The sequence below is a fragment of the Thalassoglobus sp. JC818 genome (genome assembly GCF_040717535.1).
Taxonomy (GTDB): domain Bacteria; phylum Planctomycetota; class Planctomycetia; order Planctomycetales; family Planctomycetaceae; genus Thalassoglobus.
On record NZ_JBFEFI010000008.1, the window covers coordinates 69291 to 89520 of the forward strand.

General features: G+C 53.5%; 15 protein-coding genes. 11 read left to right on the forward strand and 4 right to left on the reverse strand.

Annotation, left to right across the window (positions count from 1 at the left end):
- The first annotated feature begins 11 nt into the window (after positions 1 to 11).
- The 5 genes from AB1L42_RS19800 to AB1L42_RS19820 all read left to right on the forward strand — a co-directional run bounded on the left by AB1L42_RS19800 (position 12) and on the right by AB1L42_RS19820 (position 6909).
- Entirely contained in the window at positions 12 to 866 is an 855-nt protein-coding gene (locus AB1L42_RS19800) for an NAD(P)H-hydrate dehydratase (RefSeq protein ID WP_367060288.1), read from the forward strand.
- A 393-nt stretch (positions 867 to 1259) separates the two neighbouring features.
- Positions 1260 to 1517 (forward strand): hypothetical protein, encoded by a 258-nt coding sequence (locus AB1L42_RS19805; RefSeq protein WP_367060291.1) that lies wholly within the window; start codon positions 1260 to 1262, stop codon positions 1515 to 1517.
- 99 nt (positions 1518 to 1616) lie between these two features.
- On the forward strand, positions 1617 to 2243 hold the full coding sequence (locus AB1L42_RS19810) for a TetR/AcrR family transcriptional regulator (RefSeq protein WP_367060294.1): 627 nt from the start codon (positions 1617 to 1619) through the stop codon (positions 2241 to 2243).
- A 41-nt stretch (positions 2244 to 2284) separates the two neighbouring features.
- Positions 2285 to 3703 carry an HlyD family efflux transporter periplasmic adaptor subunit gene (locus tag AB1L42_RS19815; protein ID WP_367060297.1) on the forward strand — a complete coding sequence of 473 codons (1419 nt, stop codon included), beginning with the start codon at positions 2285 to 2287 and terminating at the stop codon, positions 3701 to 3703.
- Positions 3700 to 6909: an efflux RND transporter permease subunit gene (locus AB1L42_RS19820; protein ID WP_367060300.1), complete on the forward strand. Its 3210-nt coding sequence runs from the start codon at positions 3700 to 3702 to the stop codon at positions 6907 to 6909. Before AB1L42_RS19815 ends, AB1L42_RS19820 begins: the two co-directional genes overlap by 4 nt.
- Positions 6910 to 6937: 28 nt before the next feature.
- On the opposite strand, the gene AB1L42_RS19825 is transcribed toward AB1L42_RS19820, so the two are convergent.
- The gene (locus tag AB1L42_RS19825) at positions 6938 to 7795 is read right to left on the reverse strand and encodes an NAD(P)H-binding protein (RefSeq protein ID WP_367060303.1); all 858 of its coding nucleotides are present in this window, start codon (positions 7793 to 7795) and stop codon (positions 6938 to 6940) included.
- Positions 7796 to 7961: 166 nt separating this feature from the next.
- On the reverse strand, positions 7962 to 8852 hold the full coding sequence (locus AB1L42_RS19830; protein ID WP_367060306.1) for an AraC family transcriptional regulator: 891 nt from the start codon (positions 8850 to 8852) through the stop codon (positions 7962 to 7964).
- Between the two features lie 174 nt (positions 8853 to 9026).
- On the opposite strand from AB1L42_RS19830, the gene AB1L42_RS19835 reads away from it, so the two are divergent.
- The 5 genes from AB1L42_RS19835 (at position 9027) to AB1L42_RS19855 (ending at position 17439) form a co-directional block, all read left to right on the forward strand.
- On the forward strand, positions 9027 to 9977 hold the full coding sequence (locus tag AB1L42_RS19835) for an aldo/keto reductase (protein WP_367060309.1): 951 nt from the start codon (positions 9027 to 9029) through the stop codon (positions 9975 to 9977).
- Between the two features lie 141 nt (positions 9978 to 10118).
- Positions 10119 to 11144, forward strand: coding sequence for a zinc-binding alcohol dehydrogenase family protein (locus AB1L42_RS19840; RefSeq protein ID WP_367060312.1), 1026 nt, complete (start codon positions 10119 to 10121; stop codon positions 11142 to 11144).
- Between the two features lie 55 nt (positions 11145 to 11199).
- Positions 11200 to 12018, forward strand: coding sequence for a sugar phosphate isomerase/epimerase family protein (locus tag AB1L42_RS19845; RefSeq protein WP_367060315.1), 819 nt, complete (start codon positions 11200 to 11202; stop codon positions 12016 to 12018).
- A 50-nt stretch (positions 12019 to 12068) separates the two neighbouring features.
- Positions 12069 to 13343, forward strand: coding sequence for a tagaturonate epimerase family protein (locus tag AB1L42_RS19850; RefSeq protein WP_367060318.1), 1275 nt, complete (start codon positions 12069 to 12071; stop codon positions 13341 to 13343).
- 130 nt (positions 13344 to 13473) lie between these two features.
- A complete protein-coding gene (locus AB1L42_RS19855) occupies positions 13474 to 17439 on the forward strand; it encodes a PVC-type heme-binding CxxCH protein (protein ID WP_367060321.1) in 3966 nt (1321 codons plus the stop codon).
- A gap of 171 nt (positions 17440 to 17610) precedes the next feature.
- On the opposite strand, the gene AB1L42_RS19860 is transcribed toward AB1L42_RS19855, so the two are convergent.
- On the reverse strand, positions 17611 to 18096 hold the full coding sequence (locus AB1L42_RS19860) for an SRPBCC domain-containing protein (protein ID WP_367060324.1): 486 nt from the start codon (positions 18094 to 18096) through the stop codon (positions 17611 to 17613).
- A gap of 222 nt (positions 18097 to 18318) precedes the next feature.
- Between AB1L42_RS19860 and AB1L42_RS19865 the strand changes: the two genes are divergently transcribed.
- Positions 18319 to 19020 carry a YafY family protein gene (locus AB1L42_RS19865; protein WP_367060327.1) on the forward strand — a complete coding sequence of 234 codons (702 nt, stop codon included), beginning with the start codon at positions 18319 to 18321 and terminating at the stop codon, positions 19018 to 19020.
- Between the two features lie 222 nt (positions 19021 to 19242).
- Here AB1L42_RS19865 and AB1L42_RS19870 read toward each other — a convergent pair whose 3' ends face one another.
- Positions 19243 to 20211 (reverse strand): alpha/beta hydrolase, encoded by a 969-nt coding sequence (locus tag AB1L42_RS19870; RefSeq protein ID WP_367060330.1) that lies wholly within the window; start codon positions 20209 to 20211, stop codon positions 19243 to 19245.
- Positions 20212 to 20230: the final 19 nt, after the last annotated feature.

Below are 20230 nucleotides of genomic sequence, written 5' to 3' on the forward strand. Positions count from 1 at the left end.
CAGGAGCAGCAATGAACGACTCCTCACCACCGAAACCGCCTGCAAGACCGAAGACTGGCCACAAGGGAACCTATGGGCGGGTCATGATCATCGGCGGCTCTTTCGGAATGAGCGGGTCAGTCTCTCTAACGGGAGTCGCTGCGCTCCGTTCAGGGGCTGGGCTCGTTTTTCTGGCTGTCCCGCGTTCAATCGTCAGCATCGTCGCTGCTTTCGAACCATCGTACATGACGATCCCACTCCCCGAAGATGAGTGGGGAGTCATCGATGGCTCTGCAATTCAACAACTCATTGAGGAGGCAGAAGGAAAGGACGTGATTGCTCTCGGTCCGGGACTCAATCAGTCTTCGGAAGTCGATGAACTCGTCACCACGATGTATCGAACAACTTTGCAACCAATGGTTGTTGACGCCGATGGCCTCAATTCTCTCGCACGATTTCCAGAACAACTCTCCGAACACAACGGGCCCCGCGTTCTGACACCTCACCCCGGCGAATTCGCTCGCCTGACAGGTCAGAGCATCGATGCCATTCAAGAAAACCGGGAGGCCTCTGCCACACGATTCGCCAGAGAGCATGATCTGACTCTGGTCCTCAAGGGACCTGCCACCATCGTGACCGACGGCATTCAGACCTACGTGAATACCAATGGCAATTCCGGAATGGGGACTGGCGGAACTGGTGATATTCTGACCGGCATCATATCCGCTCTCATCGCTCAGAAGATGTCTCCGTATTCAGCAGCCAGCTTCGGTGTCTACTTGCACGGACTAGCTGGAGACCTCGCTGCCAATGAACTGACAGAGCCCGCAATGATCGCTTCCGATCTGCTTCGTTTTCTACCCGCTGCGTGGAAGCAAGTAATCTGACCAAACGCGTCGCGCGGATCATCCGGATAATGCAAGTTCTTCCTCACGAATTGAGTCAGCCTGCAACGGTCACGCACATTCTCCATTCCTCCTGTGCTCCGCGGACAGAAATATCGTCACTGGCAACCCATGCTGCTCATACCACCTATTTCACACGTCGATGAAGTGAGAGCGACCACTTCAAATTGTCACGGCAAGCGTGCAGCAAACCATCCAGGGAATTAAAAGCAGCGACAACTAATGTTGTTCGTGCCCGGTTTTAGCTTCAACCTGCCCTGGTGTTGGTGTTCGCAGTCATTTTTGACCAACCAGCTACTACTCGTTGAAATCGTCCCCAACCCATTAGTCGAAAAGTCTGGCGTCAGGTCGCCAACCCTCGGAGATTTTTGCGTCATGTCTCACATTGATGACGACCACTCAAGTGCAACCGGGAGGCGGTCCATTTCCTCACTGGTTGCATCGTCTCCGGGCATCGCGACTGCTTCTCTTGAAGAGAAATACCAGCACTGGCAAAGCCTGTGGAATTCCAAGCAAGAGGTTATCGATTCTCTTCTCGATGAGCTTGAAAAGACCATGGAGATGTCACAAAGACTTTCCACCACTTCACTTCGGATCATCGACACGAATTCCGACCACTCGGAAAGCGTTTGAACCCAAAGCGTTCCAAGTCTCCTGAACACAAAATTCATCGGACTGATCTTGACGAAAACGTGTCTCTGTAATAATTAGTTTGTACGTAACAACAAACTAATGAGAGAATGGGTTTTGGTTCGACCGCGAACGATCAGCGATGAACAGATTCTGGAGACCGCCAAACGGTGCTTTCTAGAACATGGACCGTCCGTATCGACCGACGCCATCGCCGCCGAACTTGGCGTTTCCGGACAAGCTCTTCTCAAGCGATTTCACAACAAACAGGAATTGCTGATCGCGGCTGTTGGTCCCTGTACCGCAAAGACCTGGACCGATCTTGTCGAACGTGGACCGGATGACCGCCCGTTCGAGATTCAGCTGCGCGAAATCCTCGACGAACTTGCCATCTTCTTCGTAGACGTCGTGAAACGGATGAACGTCTTGCGGTGGAGCGGTGTCGACATCCACGAATTGATGAGTCAATTCGATGAGCCCCCGCCGGTGCGGGATTTACGAATTCTGTCTGGCTATCTCGAGCGAGCCGCAGCCAAAGGATTGATTCGGCCTGTCGACTACTCAGCAACGGCAATGCTCATTCTGACTTCGATGCATGGCCCCGCCATGCTGACGGAGATCCTCGGTTCAAGCCCCACCGGGCACACGCAGAGCGAATACGTTTCTCATTTCATCGACACACTTCTTCACGGTTTGATCGATCATCCATCTTCGGAAAAAGACACATGATCTCTGCTTCGCTGTCAATCAGACGTCCGAGCGGTCGAATCGTGCGACTGTTCGTTAATGCCCTCGCCTCGGTGATGATTCTCGCCATTGGGGGATTCACATTTTTCGTCTTCGGCCAGAAGCCGGAAATCCCCAAAGAACCCGATCGCGACGGAGATGGAGCAGCACTCGTCCGCACGGTCGAAGTGGAACAGTTTGACGGCCAATTTGAGATCAACCTCGACGGAGAAGCTTCGTCCTACCGCGTCTTGACGATCGGCACCGAAGTCGAAGGACGCATCATCAAAAAGTCGGAGAAGGCCCGCAGCGGTCAGTTCGTCAGCGAGGGAGATTTACTCTTTCAGATCGAAGACATTTCCTATCGCCTGGAAGTCGATCGAATTCAAGCGCAGCTTGCTCAGACAGATGAGGAAATCCGAGCCCTCAACGTCGACATGGACAATCAGGCCACGCTGATTTCCCTTGCCGAAGAAGACCTCGAACTCAAACGCCGTAATTTGCAGAGAGTCGAAAGGCTGCGGCAACGCGAAGCGACGACAGACACCGATCTCGATAACGAACGCGCCAAAGAACTCGCCTCTCGAAATCAATTGCGAGTCCTTCAAAATGAACTGCGTTCAATGACGCAGCAAAAGCAAACCAAACTCGCCAGCCGCGAAGTCATTGCCGCAACACTCAAACAAGCGGAACTCGACGTCGAACGATGCCGCATCGTTGCTCCAATCACCGGACGAATTGTGGATGAAATCGTTGAAGAAGGAGACCACGTTCAAGTTGGAACGGATCTCGTTCACATCAGCGATGGAAGCCGCATGATCATTCGGTGCGAGCTGGAAGCGGCCCAACTGGCATGGATCTGGGAACAGCAAACAGCGGGAGTTGCACAAGCAGCCCCCTCTGATGAACTGACAGCGATCGATCCCATCCGACTCAAGCCGGTTCCGTGCGAAATCGTCTATGAATTTGGCGGTGTCGAAACGATCTGGTCGGGGATGCTCGATCGCTTTGAAGGAGCCGGGCTCACGAAAGAGACTCGCACCTTTCCGTGCCGAGTGCTCGTCAGTGATCCGGAACAGACTCGTGTCGAATCATCGCAGGGTGCAAAACTCAACTTTCGTATCCCGACACTTCTCAGCGGAATGTATGTGACGGTTCGAATTCCGATTTCGATCACCTCTTCGTTGATGTCCGTTCCCATTGAAGCAGTCCGTCCCGGCGGAAAGCTGTGGGTTTCACGAGATGGCCAATTGCAGATTCTTCCCGTGACTGTCGCCCGCACAATCGCAGATCGAGCGATCATTCGTGACCTTACCTCCAACCTCTCTGTCGGAGATCGCATCGTCGTTTCCCCGCTGGCAGCCGTCGCGGACTCAATGCCGATTCGTGAAGAACAAGCTGCCGAGTCAGCATCGCTCGATTCAGAATCCCTTGCACCAAGCAGTGACGAGAACTCCCTATGAAGTCGATGGTCGCCTGGGCAATTCAACACACTCCCACCATGAACTCCATCATGGTCGTGGTGCTCTTCGTCGGGATGTTCGCTGGTTGGCAACTCCGGCGAGAAGAGTTTCCCCAGTTCGAACTGGAAATGATTCTCGTCTCCGTTCCCTATCCGGGTGCAAGTCCGGAAGAAGTCGAATCGGGCATCTGCCAGAAGATCGAAGAAGCGATTCGCTCTGTTGATGGCCTGAAGAAGGTGACATCAGTCGCTCAGGAAGGAGCCGCCAATATCGTCATCGAGGTCGAAACGAGCGTCCCCAGTGTTCAAAAAGTCCTCAACGAAATCCAATCGGAAATTGACCGCATCCCCAGCTTCCCCGACTTGGCCGAAGAACCGGAGGTCCAACAGGTCACGCTTCGTAACCCAGCCATCACGGTCGGGATTGTCGCCAACCGCTCTGACGACGAGGACTTCGAATTAAAACTCCGATCGGTCACCGAGAGTATTCGAGACGACCTTCTGCAGATCCCGCAGGTCTCCGTCGCAGACATCGTGGGGGAACGTGATTATCAGATTGACGTGGAAATCCCCGAACAATCCTTGCGCGAATATGGACTTACACTGACCGACGTGGCGAATCGAATTCGACGACGAAACCTCGAATTGCCCGGAGGAAATATCCGCGACGAAAGCGAAACGTTCCTCCTGCGAGGAAAAGATAAACGCATCCACGGGGAAGACATTGCCGCCATTCCCATTATTACCAGGCCAAACGGAGTCGTTCTCACAGTCGACGATCTCGGGACTGTGCACGATGAATTCATCGATTCCCCATCGATCACCAGCATCAACGGCCGACCCGGACTGGCCATTCAAATTAAAGCTGCCGCCCGCGAAGACCTTCTCGCCATGACCAGCGCAGTGCGAGACTACATCGACGAGAACCCTCCCCCGTCCGGCTATGAATTCGCCGTCTGGGGAGACGCATCGGTCGACGTCCGCGACCGACTCGACCTGCTCAAACGCAACGGTCTTCAAGGACTCTTTCTCGTCTTCATGGTCCTTGCACTGTTCCTCGAATTTCGACTCGCGTTCTGGGTTGCGATTGGGATTCCGTTTTCGATCCTCGGAGCCTGTGCCATTTTGTGGCAGTTCGATCAGACACTCAACATGCTTTCGATGTTCGCATTCCTGATCGCGCTCGGAATCGTCGTCGACGACGCGATTGTGGTTGGAGAGAATATTTACGCACACCGTGAACTCGGAAAGCCAAACCTTCAGGCTGCCATTGATGGCACAGCTGAGGTTGTTCCATCCGTCACGACATCGATTATTACGACCGTCTTCGCGTTCATGCCCATGTTCTTCGTATCCGGGATTATGGGTAAGTTCTTCGCCGTCCTTCCGCTCGCGGTGATCGCGATGCTTGTCATCTCCCTGCTGGAGAGTGTGACAATTCTTCCCTGCCACCTTGCTCACGGCAGCGACAAGCCGTTCTTCCTAACTGCTGGACTGACGCAATTCACGAATCGTGTTCTCGATTTCATTATCAAATCCTTCTACACGCCGACCGTTCGATTCTGTCTGGCAAACACCCTGATCACTGTCAGCATCGCGATCACCATCGTCATCTGCTCAGTGACATTGGTCGCCAACGGAACTGTCCCGAGCGTCTTCTTTCCGAAGCTCGATGCTCCGGAAGTGATCGCAAAAATCGTCTTCCCCGATGGAACGCCAAGCCAGGTCACCGATCAAGCGACACAGGAAATCGAGTCGGCCATAAACGCCATCAACGACAAGTATTCGGAACCAGCCAACCCGCTCATCCTCGCGGTCTTGCGAACAGTCGGAGCGCAAGCGGAAACCGGCGGCCCTCCTGGCGCATCGGGAGCGAATTCCGGAAGCCATATCGGTTCCGTGCAGGTGCAACTGGCTGAAAACACACAACGAAACATTACCAGCGAAGAAATCGCCGCCGAATGGAGAGAACTTGTCGGGGAAATTCCGGGGATTGAGTCTCTTACTTTTGGTTCAATCGCCCGCGGACCAGGCGGGAAACCGATCGAATTCAAGCTGCTCGCTCCAGCGGAACACATGGCCGAACTCGAAGCCGCTGTTGAAGACGTCAAAATCGAACTCGCCAAATACCCGGGCGTCAGAGACGTCGACGATGATTCCCGCCCCGGAAAGACAGAAATCCAACTGACTGAAAAAGAATCCGGAAAAGCACTCGGCGTTCCCCTCGAATCGATCGCCCGTACCGTGCGAGCAGCGTACTACGGGGAAGAAGTCATGCGACTTCAACGAGGTCGACATGAGGTTAAGCTGATGGTGCGATATCCCGAAGAGGATCGTCGCTCTGTCGCCAGCCTCAGCGAAATCCGAGTCGATCCCGGCGACGGAATTCAGCGTCCGATTTCAGAAATCGCGAATCTGAATTTTCAGCGTGGATATTCCGAGATCAACCGCATCGACCAAAGGCGATCGATTACCGTTTCCGCCGACATCGACGAGAACGAAGGCAACGCCAAAGAGACAGTTCTTGAACTTCAAGCCGAATACATGCCGGGTCTGCTAGAGAAGTACCCTCATTTGAGTGTTCGCTGGGAAGGTCAACAGGAGCAAGACACTGAGTCTGTCCAAAGCTTGATGATCGGATTGCTCGTCGCTCTCTTCGCGACATTTGTGCTTCTGACGATGGAGTTCAACTCATACGGACAGCCACTCATCGTGATGAGCGTCATTCCCTTCGGAATCGTTGGAGCCATCTGGGGACATGCTCTACTTGGATTGCCGCTGACACTCTTCAGTATGCTGGGACTCGTCGCTTTGACCGGTGTCGTGGTGAACGACTCCATCGTGCTCGTTGACTTTATTAATGCCCGTTCACGTTCTGGAATAGCGATCGAAGATGCAGCTGTGGAAGCGGGGCAACGTCGTTTCCGTCCTGTTCTTCTGACGTCGCTGACGACAATCGCGGGGCTGCTCCCGATCCTCACGGAACGTTCCTTTCAGGCGCAACTTGTGATCCCGATGGCGACCAGCCTCTGCTTCGGACTGGCTCTGTCGACTTTGCTCGTCTTGATTCTCGTCCCGACGTTTTACGTCATCTACGGACGGTTGTTCGGCATTAAGGCAGCTCACCACGACATCGCCGAAGCCCTCAACGAAGATTCGTCTTCCGAACCATCTCCACAACCGCAACTGGCCATCGACCACACTTAGCGGAACTGCATGCGATCATTTTCTGAGTTCAGGATTGATCCTGCTTCAACTTCTGTAAATAGTCCTTCCAAGTGACGTGCTCGCGGCCTGCTGCATGCGAGAACTGGCTTGGATTGTCGAACGCTCCCAGCTGAATTCCTTCGTAGATTCCGGCAATCACGTTGCCCAGGAAATCGCCAAGTTCGGCGATGCGATCTTCGCGATATTGATCGACGGTCAGTTTCCGATAACTCAGATTGAGCCCGAATGCTTCGTTGATGAAGTCCGTGAGCTGAAGCTGCGTTAGAGACTCGCCATGCAGATTGAAAGTCTGCTGGTTGTGCTTTCGATCTGTCAACATCTGTGCATACGCGAAGGCGAGTTCAGGCCGCGTGGTGTACCCACACAATCCGCCCCCAGCACAATTGGCGATCTCTCCGCTCTTCTCGTACTGGTCGATGTACTCGATATCCGGCTCGATATAAATCCCGTTCCGACCGATCGACCACTGCAACCCGCTGTCGCGAATGTCAGCTTCCGTTTGCCGATTGCTTTGCACGATTGGCGAGAAGCCGGTCCCCTCCTCAGCCCCCTGAATACTCGTATAGACGATCTTCTCAACACCTGCTGTAAGGGCAGCATTGATGACATTGCGGTGCTGGCCAATCCGTTCATCAGGATGAGCCATTCCGGAAACGAGCAACACGGTGTTCACTCCCTGCAGTGAGCTTTCCAACTCGGATGGCTTGGTGTAATCGCCTGGACGAATTTCGACTCCAAGCGACTCCGCATTTGCTGGAGTTCGAGCGAGACCAATGACAGTTTCGTCGCTGAAATGTTGACGAATCGCTTTCACAATTTCGGAACCGAGCGAACCACTGGCAGCAGTCACAGCAATCACGGACATCGATCTTCCTCTCAAGCAATCTGTTTTTAAACCTGCAATCAGATCCAGCGTCTCATCTCGAAGTCCGCTGTGCAAACACGACAAAGAGATTCATCCGTGACCGCTGGTACTGCACCGACTGCGTTTCCAAATTTCTGAATGGACAATTCGAAGCTATGTGAATCCCCTAACGGCGTGTTCGCAGGAGATCAGTCGGGGCAATTCCGTAAACACGTTTGAATGATCGCGAGAAGCGAAACGGGTCTCCGAAATTCAACTTCGCAGCCACTTCTTTCACAAGTAGCCCTTCATTCATCAACAGCCCAGCTGCATAGTTCATTTTTTTTCTCAGCAAATATTGGTATGCCCCGCAGTCTGAAAACCGGCTGAATAGCCTCGAAAGATGCACCGGTGTCAATTCACACTCTTGAGCGACATCTTGAGCGGAATCCAAGTGCAGGAACTTTTCGTCGATGAGTTTGCGAACGCGTTCGAAGGTGAAATACGCCTGCGGCATCGAGTTCTCTCTCGGAAGACTGACCTCCTTAACTTTCAGAAACAACAGTTGCGCAAGCGAATTACAGATTGGCGTCACCATCGGTCCGTTGTTGAGTCCATTCCGCACGAGCAATTCGTAGATCTCAGAAATCTCATGCACGCGGCCAACAGTCAATGCCACGAAGTGTTCTGAAGCCGACCTCAATTTCGATTCCTCAAGCATTTGAAGAGCCTGAGTTCCTACGAAATCGACGTAGAACTTCCGCATCACGTTGTCGCTATGACTGCGAATGGTGTGCGACGTGCCCGGCCCATAGGCAAAGATGACCCCCGGGACCAACCGAAACGTGTTGCCGTCCAAATGCAGGGTCCCTTCTCCTTCGGCAACGAATTCGACGGCGTAATACGGAAAGTCTTCCCGGTCGACTACGTATTCCGGACGGGTCGTTTCAACTCCTCCACAAACGACATCGAACGGACTCTCCCGCACAGGATTCAGATTGAGAAAGAACCGTCTCGCTTCGGTGACTTGCTTAGAGACGAATTCCGGAAGCGCAGGTTGTGCTCGCGATTCAGACATTCCTCGATGTTAAAAATTGACATGCAAATGTAAAGTCTAGCCATTCAAGTTCGTTGATCGATTGGCATAATTCCACCACAGTTCGGACAATGTCGCTTTCAGGTGGCAGCTGCGATCATCGTCCGAAATTCACACTCCACAACGTGCATCTCTTCATTCGAATGTAGTCAGATCATGGAAAAACGACCTCTGGGGAAAACTGGAATCGAGTTGACGAAACTCTCGTTCGGAGCCTCGTCACTCGGGCAGGAGTTTCGACAAATCGACCTCAACGAGGCGTTTCGAAGCGTTCATGTCGCGATCGAACGCGGGATGAACTTCATCGACACCTCTCCGTTCTACGGACGCGGAATGAGCGAAATGCTCCTGGGCCGCGTTCTTCCGGAACTGTCTCGAGACTCGTATTACCTCGGGACGAAGCTGGGACGTTACGCCGGTCAACACTTCGACTTCAGTGCCCGGCGAGTTGAAGAAAGCGTCGACATTTCCCTCGAGCGAATGAAAGTCGATCACCTCGACATCGTCCTCTGCCATGATCTGGAATTCGTCGAGATGTCTCAGATCGTCAACGAAACTCTGCCTGCCCTGCGGAAGCAAGTCGAGAAAGGCAAAGTCCGCTTCATCGGAGTCAGCGGATACCCAATGAAGATGTTCAAATACGTCCTCGCCAACAGCGACATCGACGTTCTTCTGACCTACAATCACTACACGTTGCAAAACGACATGGCGCTGGAGCTTGTCCCGATTTGCAAAGACAAAGGGGTCGGGTTGATGAATGCCGCTCCGTTCTCAGCCCGTTTGCTCACCGGCGCACCACTCCCCGAATGGCACAAAGCGACTCCGAAAGTCCGCGAGATCGCCAAGCAAGCTGCTGACCACTGCAAAAAGCATGGATCAGACATCGCCAAACTGGCTTTGCAGTTTTCGCTCGCTAATCCCGACTTCACAACCTGCGTCACCGGATCGGCCAACCCAAATCGTGTTTCACAATGGGTGGACTGGTCCGAAGAACCGATCGACGAATCACTACTCGCCGACGTGCTTGAAATCCTCAAACCGATCCACAACTGGTTCTACATCGAGGGACGCCCCGAAAACAATGACACTCCAGATGTCGAAGCCTAAACAATTTTCATGATTTCTCTGCACTTAAGAGGACGCGATCCTTTCAACAGAAACTCATTCGGTTGATCTGAATCGCTCCAAATCCAAAACGAAGATGCCCAAGACACATTCCACTGAGACGCTTTTTCCTCGGAGTTCATCATGAAAGCCATCCAACTCAGTCAGCCTAAACATTTTCAGAAGATCGACATCGACGAACCCGGCTCACCCGGCCCCGGTCAGGCAATTGTGCGGACTCATCGAATGGGGATCTGCGGAACCGACTACAGCGGCTATCTCGGCAAGATGCCCTTCTTCAGCTACCCTCGAATTCCCGGTCACGAACTCGGTGTCGAGGTTCTTGAGGTCGGAGAGGATGTCACAAACGTCAAACCCGGTGATCGCTGTAGCGTCGAACCGTACATGAACTGCGGCGAGTGTTATGCCTGTCGCAAAGGGCAAGGCAACTGCTGTGAGAAGCTGAATGTTATCGGAGTCATGGTCGACGGTGGCCTGTGCGAGAAGTTTCTCATCCGCGCCGACAAGCTCCATTCTTCCGAAAAACTCACATACGAGCAGCTCGCGCTCGTTGAAACACTCGGAATCGGCTGCCACGCCTGCGATCGCGGAGCCCCTCAAGAAGGTGATCATGTCCTGATCATCGGAGCTGGTCCAATCGGTCTGGCAACGCTGGAATTCACTCGCTTGACGGGTGCCACCATCACCGTGATGGACATGGTGGAATCACGTCTGCAATTCTGCCGCGATACTTATGGCGTGGCTCACACGATTCAATTTAAGGGAGACGGGTCAGAACTCGAACAGGTCGCCGAGATCACCAACGGAGACAAATACGTTGTCGTCACCGACGCCACCGGGCACAACGGTTCGATGTCAAGCGCCCTGCAGTACGTCGCACACACCGGCTCACTCGTTTATGTCGGAATCACGACCGCTGAGGTTTCCTTCCCGCACCCTGCACTTCATAAACCAGAGATGACGATCAAAGGCTCTCGCAACGCCTTGCCGAGGGACTTCTCACGCATCATTCGACTCATCGAAGGCGGGACGATCAACACCGATCCGTGGATCACTCATCGGACATCATTCGATGACGTTATCGATCAGTTCGAGTCATTTACCAAACCGGAATCCGGCGTCATCAAAGCGGTCATTGAAGTCGCCTGACACTTGCCGGCACTAAAACATTAATCGCTGAAACTTCCAAGCTGAAAGAAAACCAATGATTCAGTCAGCCATTACGGTCAGTCTTGTCGAAGAAGCCAGAGGTGGTCCGTTCGTCTTCTGGGACGGAATTGCTGACGCCTGTGAGCAAGCCGCGAACCTGGGATTCGACGCGATCGAAATCTTCGCGCCATCTCACGATACGGTCGATCGAGCTGAACTGAAGAGCTTGCTTGAGAAGTTCAAACTCAACGTCGCCGCCGTCGGAACCGGTGCCGGAATGGTCAAACATGGCCTCAACCTGACAGACCCAGACAAGTCTCGACGTGAAGCAGCCAAAGAATTCATTCGCCAGATGATCGACTTTGGCGCTGAGTTCAATGCTCCAGCTATCATCGGCTCAATGCAGGGACGTTGGGGAGGCGATCTCAGCCGTAACGATGCCCTGTCGCTTCTCGCAGAGGCTCTCAACGAGTTGGGAGAGTACGCTGCCCAAAAGAATGTTCCGCTGATTTACGAACCGCTCAATCGATATGAAACTAATCTCATCACAACCATTTCGCATGGCGTGGATTACTTGAAGACTCTGACGACGAAGAACGTCAAACTTCTCGCAGACCTTTTCCATATGAACATCGAGGAAGCGGATCTCGCTGAAGCAATTCGATCTGGCCGCGGATATATCGGTCATGTCCATTTCGTTGATTCGAATCGGCAGGCAACTGGTCGCGGGCACATGGACTTCGCCCCCATTGCTGCCGCGATGATCGAAACAGACTTCGACGGCTACGCATCCGCAGAGGCCTTTCCGATTCCGGACTCGCGAACCGCCGCAGAGAACACCATCGAAGCGTTTCGAACATATTTCCGCAGCTAATTCCGCCCACTCTGTCTGGCGAGCTTTCTACATTGCAAAGTGAGAACACAATGAGCGAACAACAAAAATGCACGACACTTGGATTGTCTCCAAGTTTCGGCTTCGGTGACCGAATTGGATTAGCAACCCCCGGTCACGTTGAAGCGATGAAACGATCCGGAAACGGTATCGAACCAATCTTCCCGCAGCAGTCGATTCGCGAAATGACGCGAACTCAGCGAACTGCTCAGCAAGTGATGGACGATGCTCTCAACGGAGCCAAACAAGCTGGCTGGGGCGGCCGAATCGGAGCCGATGCCGACCATCTCAAAACTCCCGCCGATGTCGATGTCACCGCCGCTGTGGGATTCACGTTCTTCACAATTGACCCGTCTGACGATGTCGATCAGAAAGCTGACGACTACGACGAATCAACTCTGCGTGAGAAGTTCGAATCCGCCCGCGAGACAGCGACCTGGTACGAAAACTACCTCGGGAAAACGATTGATCTCCCAACCGGATCAACGATCGAGTTGAACGAACAGGCATGCATGCGTGCGGCAGTCAAATACGGCTCAGCGATCAAACGAGCTTTGTCGCTTGGCGACTACATCAAGAAAGTCCACACGGACAAAGGGGCTGATTACGAGATCGAACTCTCCGTCGATGAAACTGATCAGCCGACGACACTCGCTGAGCACTACATCATCGCCGATCAGTGTCTTCAGGGGGGCATGAAGCTCGTCAGCCTGGCTCCTCGCTTCATTGGCGAACTCGAAAAAGGAGTCGATTACAAAGGGGACGTCAAAGCACTCGACAAGTCTTTGCACGACCATGCTGCGATCGCTGAGCTTCTCGGCCCATACAAATTGAGTCTGCACTCAGGGTCCGACAAGCTGTCGATGTACGCAGTTCTCGCTCGCGCGACTCAGGGACGATTCCACGTCAAGACAGCCGGAACGAGTTACCTCGAAGCGCTTCGCGTCGTTGCTCGTCATGACGAAGCTTTGTTCCGTCGAATCGTCCAATTTGGTCGCGAACGCTACAACGTCGACAAAGCGACCTATCACGTCTCAGCGACGATCGACACAGTCACCCCCGGTGATGACCTGAGTGCCGAACAGCTGGAGAAAGTCTACCTTGAGTGTTGGTCCGACGTTCCTCAAGGAGTGGGATTCACTGAACCAGGACGGCAGATCCTGCACTGCACGTTCGGGTCGACACTGACAGACCCCGAACTCGGCCCAGCCGTTCGAGGCGTCCTCGAATCTCACCCGGATACATACAAGGAAGTTCTCGCCGACCACTTCAGCCGACACCTCGAAGCATTGGCATCGGGGATGTAGACAGTGCAATCTGTAGACGAGCTTGAAAGATGCTCGCCCGTTACATGAAATAGAGTGTTCCCAACTCCTGTTGTCTGTCGGAAATCTCGACAGACCGTTTCACATCGGATCCAGCGGCGAACGAAATATTATGAAAAGAGAGTTCTCCAAATCTTTCTCCAGAGTGTTCTTCCTCGTGTTGGCAGGAGCATTTCTGGCGTTTGCAAGTTCATATTCGGCAGCGGAAAAAGAAGGGGACGCCTCATCCCCATCTGCACCTGAGGTGATCACAACGATTACTTCCAGCGAAACCCAGCAAGCAGACCAAGTCCGCCCTGAGTTTCTGCAACCGGTTCCCGTCGATGCGGATGCTCCCGCCGTTTCGTTGCCGATTGAACCGAATCAGGGTGAGACGATTGTCTTTCTGGGAAACACTCTGGCTTCGCGGATGGAGCACTTCAACTTTTTCGAGACCGCACTGCAACAACAGTTTCCGCAAAAGGAAATCACCTTTCGAAACATGGGATTCCCCGGACACACCCCCGCGTTTCGACCGGAAGCAGGCCGTCCAGATCCATGGGCTTTCCCAGGTGCAGAGAAGTTCCGACCGGAGATCAACGATCACCTCGGAATCGGCCACTATCCATCACCTGACGAATGGCTGACAATCATCAAAGCCAACACCATCGTGGCGTTCTTTGGATTCAACGAATCGTTCGATGGACTGGAAGGAGTCGAAAACTTCAAGAACGAACTCCGAGCATTTGTTGACCACACACTGTCACGCTCGTACGCGCAGAACGACACTCAACCGCCGCGATTGATTCTTGCAACTCCGATCGCGATGCAGCAGTTGAGCGGTTACTTCCTCCCGGATGCTGCCGAAAGAAACGAGATTCTCAAAGCTTACGCGGACGCAGTGAAAGAGGTCGCCAGCGAAAAAGGAGTTGGCTTCGTGGACCTGTTCACCCCGACACTTGAATGGTTCCAAAACACCGACGAACCACTCACGATCAACGGAGTTCATCTCTCCGAGGCGGGATATCAGAAGCTTGCACCTGTTCTCATGCAACAGTTGTTCGGCGAGCAAACTGCTCCCATCGAATCTGGCTCCGTTCTTCATCAGGCAGTCCAGGACAAGTCCTGGTTCTGGAGAAATGACTACCGCATGCTGAATGGCGTGCACGCTTACGGTCGACGTTGGGCTCCTTACGGAAACTACAACTACCCTGAAGAAATTGAAAAAATCCGCCAGATGACGGTCCTTCGCGATCAAAACATCTGGGCAATCGCACAAGGACGTTCATCAACACTCGATGTCGATGATTCCCAAACCCGACCACTCTCCCCGGTTGAGACGAACTACCAGGTCAGCGAGAAGAACGGATCGCTCGACTTTCTCAAGACCGAGGAACAAGCCAAAGCCACGTTCACGCTTCCGGACGGCTATGACGTTTCACTGTTCGCATCGGAACAGGAGTTCCCGAACCTCGGGAATCCCGCGCAAATGCGATTCGACAACAAAGGCCGGCTGTGGGTCTCAACACTGCCGAGTTACCCGCACTACAAACCGGGTGACACCAAACCCAACGACATGCTGTTGATCTACGAAGACACAAACGGAGACGGTCGAGCTGACAAAGAGACTGTCTTCGCCGATGGTCTTCACATGCCCATCGGATTCGAGTTCGGCCCGGAAGGCGTTTACCTTTCACAAGAGCCCTACCTCGTGCTGCTCAAAGACAACGACGGAGACGACCGGGCTGACGAAACGATTTACTTGCTGGATGGTTTCGACCCGCACGACACACACCACGCCATCTCAGCCTTCGACGTCGACAACGGCGGCGGGATCTATATGTGCGAAGGCCGCTTCCTCCATTCCCAAGTCGAAACCCCTTGGGGACCGGAACGCATGACCGATGGTGGAGTCTGGCGATTCGACCCTGCTTCCTGGAAAGTCGAACGTGTGATGCAGTCAGATGTCTCCAATCCATGGGGCGTCGCACATGATGAATACGGTCAGACCTTCGTCAACGACGCTTCGGGTGGATCTCAATACTGGATGCTCGGCTACTCGCTGAAAATTCCTCACGCCGATGAAATTCCGAAAGTTTCGAAGTTCAACTACGAACACCACACTCGCCCCACCTCCGGCGCCGAATTCCTGCACTCGCGGCATTTCCCCGAAGAGGTTCAAGGCGACTACATGTATGCCAACAGCATCGGATTCCTCGGCATCAAACAGTATCAGGTGGTCGAAGACGGGGCCGAGATTAAAGGCAAGTTTCGTCAGGACCTACTGCAGTCCACCGATGGAAACTTCCGACCATGTGACCTCGAAGTCGCTCCCGACGGAAGCTTGTACTTCATCGACTGGCACAACACCCTGATCGGACACATGCAGCACAGCGCTCGCGATCCGCTGCGAAACTCCGAGTACGGTCGAATTTACCGAATTACACGAAACGGCTCCCCGCTCGTCACTCCACCAAACGTTGCAGGAGCATCGATCGAAGAGCTCTTCGAAAACATGAAGCTTCCCGAGCTGAACGCCCGCAAATGGTCGCACCGGGAACTCCGGGCCCGCGATAAGGAAGAAGTCCTCACTGCCGCCACGAAATTCGCGAGTGACAATACAGACGATGAACGCCTCGTCCTCGAAGCCCTCTGGGCCACATGGGGCCAGCAGTCACCTTCACTCGAACTGCTCAATGCATGCCTTACAGCCCAGGACCATCGCGTCCGATCCGCTGCAGTTCGAATCGTCAGGCACTGTCTGCACTTGCTCGATCATCCAGAAACCTACCTGATGCAGGCTTCCACTGACGAGCACCCTCGAGTTCGACTCGAAGCCCTCGCTGCTGCTACCTGGCTGGGAGGATCGCAGGGTGCTGAAATCACCTTGTCTGTCGCCACTCAACCCACAGATCGCTGGATTCGCAATGCACTCAACAGTGCGATGTACACACTCAAGCCAGAAGTAGAAGACCTGCTCGCCGCGGGTCGGTTTGAATCTGTTGACTTGTCAGTCAATCCAGAACAACTCTTGGCATCCAAACTCGAGGGAGCCTTCAAACCCAAGGACTACAGCACGAAGTCGCAGAAACTTAAAGACAAAGACTTCCGACGTGTTTACGAAGTGGGCCAAACAGTCTTTTATTCAGAAGGCTCCTGTGCGACCTGCCATCGCGATCACGGTGAAGGGATCACCAGAATTTATCCGCCTCTCGCAGGAAGTGAATGGGTCAACGGGGAGCCAGATCGGCTCATCAAGCTGACCCTGCACGGGATCTGGGGAAAGATTCAGGTTCGCGGACAAGTCTTCGAGCCGACGCAAGGTGTCCCTCCCATGACTGCACTGGGGCACATGTTCACCGATGCAGAAATCGCTAGCGTACTCACCTACGTACGCAACAGCTGGGGCAATGACGCTTCTGAAATCACCGTCGACCAGGTCAAGAAGATCCGGGAAGAGACACGAAGTCGTCGCAAATTCTACAGCCCCGAAGAGCTCATCGAGATGCATCCGTTCCCGGAAGGCAGCCGACCATCACTCGCTGAAGATCAGCTCAAGAACGAAGTACTGGAGCAACAGCTACTCTCAGAATCGGTTGCTCAACTCGTTCAAGATGCCTGGAAATCTGGCGATGCACTTGAAGGGGCGAAGATTTTCTATCAGGAGAAAACCGCCTGTGCGACCTGCCATGACGCACAGGAAGATTTCCAACTCGGACCAGAATTGACCGCCGCTCGAGAAGGCCTGACTGACGAGTTCCTGATTGAGTCAATTCTGCAACCGTCGAAGTCGATCTTGAAAGGCTATCAGTCTGTCACCGTCATCACCGACGATGGCCGATTCACCTCAGGCTACCTCGTTGAACAGAACGACAAAAAAATCGTTCTGAGCATCGCTGCCGAAAAAGGAAAGCTTCGCGAAATCCCCGCCGACCAGATCGACGAGATCATCGCTTCTCCTCTCTCGACAATGCCTGCCGGGCTCGTCCGGTCACTCGCTGACCGAGAAGAGTTCCTGAATCTGGCTCGATTCGTTTTGGAGGTCAACAAAGGCGGTAAACGAAAACTGCGTGCACTCAAGCGAGAAGTCGTTCAGTAACTGCGTCGCAGTCAATCGATTCAGCATCGCCCTGCAAACGTTAGCTGAATGAATACGAACGCTGCCTCGATTCCGTTGCAGTGACATGCAACGGAATCGGCCGGCTTTGCTGAGATCGAATAACGATCCGTAAATCATTGTGAGGGCTACCAGGCATCGGACGCTTCGCGATTAGCCCGCCAAGAGCTCATCGATACGCCGATATCCCATCTCCATTGATTCAGTCATTCCGGTCGCAAGTGCGGCATCACGGGCCTCTCGTGATGGATACTCAACCAGCGTGGCGACAGTTGTCTCTCCGCCGTGATCTTCAAAAGAGATGGTGACGACCGCTGAGTGACTCATGTCCTCTTCGGTGTGACCTCCTCCGTAGCATTCGTCCTGAACGATCTTTCGAAGCGGAGCGATTTCCCGAAACTCTCCGGATAATCCGAATTCCATCCCGTCGTCATCGTTTCGAAATCGGTTTTCGTATTTTCCACCGACTCGAAAATCCATCTCGCAGACGGGCATCGACCAGCCCGGTGGACCGAGCATCCACCGGCTCACCAAATCCGGCTCGGTGAACGTTTTCCAAACCGAATCGATCGTCGAGTCGAAACTTCTAACAACTTCAACCTGAGTTTCAACGGGTGTGCTTACAGCGGTTGTCTGCATAGTTTTGCTCTCTCGTAAAGGCTCATGAACGTGATGGTATAGATTCTCAGACCGCCCACCGAATTCGTCCCCGAATGGACGCCTGCTGCCAGGCTCTCACTTCGCGAAAAGGTCACTGGGCCGATCGCATGCAAGAACTTTACAGAGCCCTCCTGACACCGTACTGTCAGCAGACTGTCAGGATTGAAAAGTTTCGCCCTATCCCGTTCCTTGAGACGCCGCATGCGACGAGCCGACCGTCTGTTTAGAATTGTTGAGTACCTGAAAACGCGTCGAGAGGCTGTGACAGGCGAAGAAATCGCTCAAGAAATGGAAATCGGCGTTCGCACGGTCTACCGAGACATTGCCGATTTGAAAGCCTCCGGCGTCCCAATTATCGGCGAAGCAGGAGTTGGCTATCTGCTCAGCAAGGACTATCTCGTCAAGCCGCTCATGTTCAATGTCGACGAGTTGGATGCCCTGACTCTCGGAGCACAGATGGTCGAGAGTTGGGGCGACTCTGCCCTCGCCCACTCAGCCAGACGAGCGATTGAAAAGATCACAGCTGTCCTGCCAGCTTCTCTCGCCGAAGATGCCAACCGATCAGCAGCCTACGCCTGCTCAAGCCGCAGCAAGGTGCCAATCACAATTGACTTTGCAGCCCTGAGACGAGCCGTCCGCAACAAAAACTGGGTCGAAATCCAATACACCGACGAGTCGGGGAGGAAATCCCAACGCCGCATTCGCCCGCTGTGTCTCGTCTTCATCGCACCAGTTTGGCTACTCGCTGCATGGTGTGAAACGCGCAAAGACTTCCGCGAATTCCGTGTGGATCGTATCACGAACCTGCAAATCACCAACGCGCAATTCACGAACGAATCCGGGAAGACGCTTAAGGATTTACAAGAGCAGAAATCCTCGAAGTTCACGCCAATCAAATCGTAACGCGGCGCCGCCTCTGAAGCAGTCGGGATGTCCACCACCTTGTGGTGACAACAAAAAAAAGCGCAAACCATTCTCGCGGAACGATGTGCGTCTTCGATTCTTCAAGTCGGAGCAACTACAGATCTTTGTCGCTCCTCAAGGGACTCCCCACTGTACGGTATTTGTTTTAGAAGTGACCCCGGTGCTGAATACTGCGAACAGGTCCGTTCTCAGTTCGCCTTGTCAGTTCATGTACTTACCCAGAAAACCAAGAACCTTTTCTGGATTCCGACCGAACCAATTGTAGCCATCTTTGAATCGTCGGGTCGTGTCCTCGATCCAGACCAGTTCCTTGTCTTTGCTCGCCAGCAAATCAAAAGTCTTCTGGCCATCCTCAGGCTTTGTCCAGATGTCTTCGCGAACCTGCCACATCAACACCGGCAAAGTGACTGCCGGTGCCCAGAGATAGCCGCCCATGTCGGCGGCAGGGAATCCTCCCAGCTTCAACAGTTCCAGATCGATGAGTTCCTGATACTGGCTAATACCTTGCCGTTTCGAGAACGCCTCAAAGATGGCCGTCATGTTTGGGACCAGCGGGCTGCACATGCACAACACGTTTTTGAACAATTCCGGGTGCTTGGAAATTGCGGCGTACTGAGAGACCCCGCCCAGACATTGGCTGTATAGTGCGACCTTCATCTTGCTCAGCCGGGGATGCTGGTCGACATACTTCTTCACGCCCACACAGTCCCGCCATTCCCATTGCCCAATTCCACAGACGCCATTGTTCGCTGCACCGCTGTTGCCGTGATTGCGGAAGTCGTAGGTCAGCACGTTGTAACCAGCATCGGTCAGATGCTTGTATTGAATCACGAAGTCGATTTCAGCATCGTCGAAGTTGCTCCACGGCTCGCCAAAATGCCCGGGAAATCCGGCACGGCACATAGGCAATGCATGATTGAAGATGACTAGCTTGTCGCTTTCACCTCCTTTTGCAGGGATGTACCAAGCTTCGAGCGGAGTGCCATCGTCTGATGGGATGACAAGATCAGACCAACCCGTCATTCCGTATGCATCCGGAGTCTTGAAGATGAAGCTCCGTGGAGTTTTTACGATCGCAGCGAGAGCTTTGACTTTTGCATGATCCTCTTGAGAGATCGCTTTGAGTTGCTCATTGGCTTTCGCCATTCGTTCTTCTGAAATTCGACTCATGGCTTGGCCTCCCTAGTTT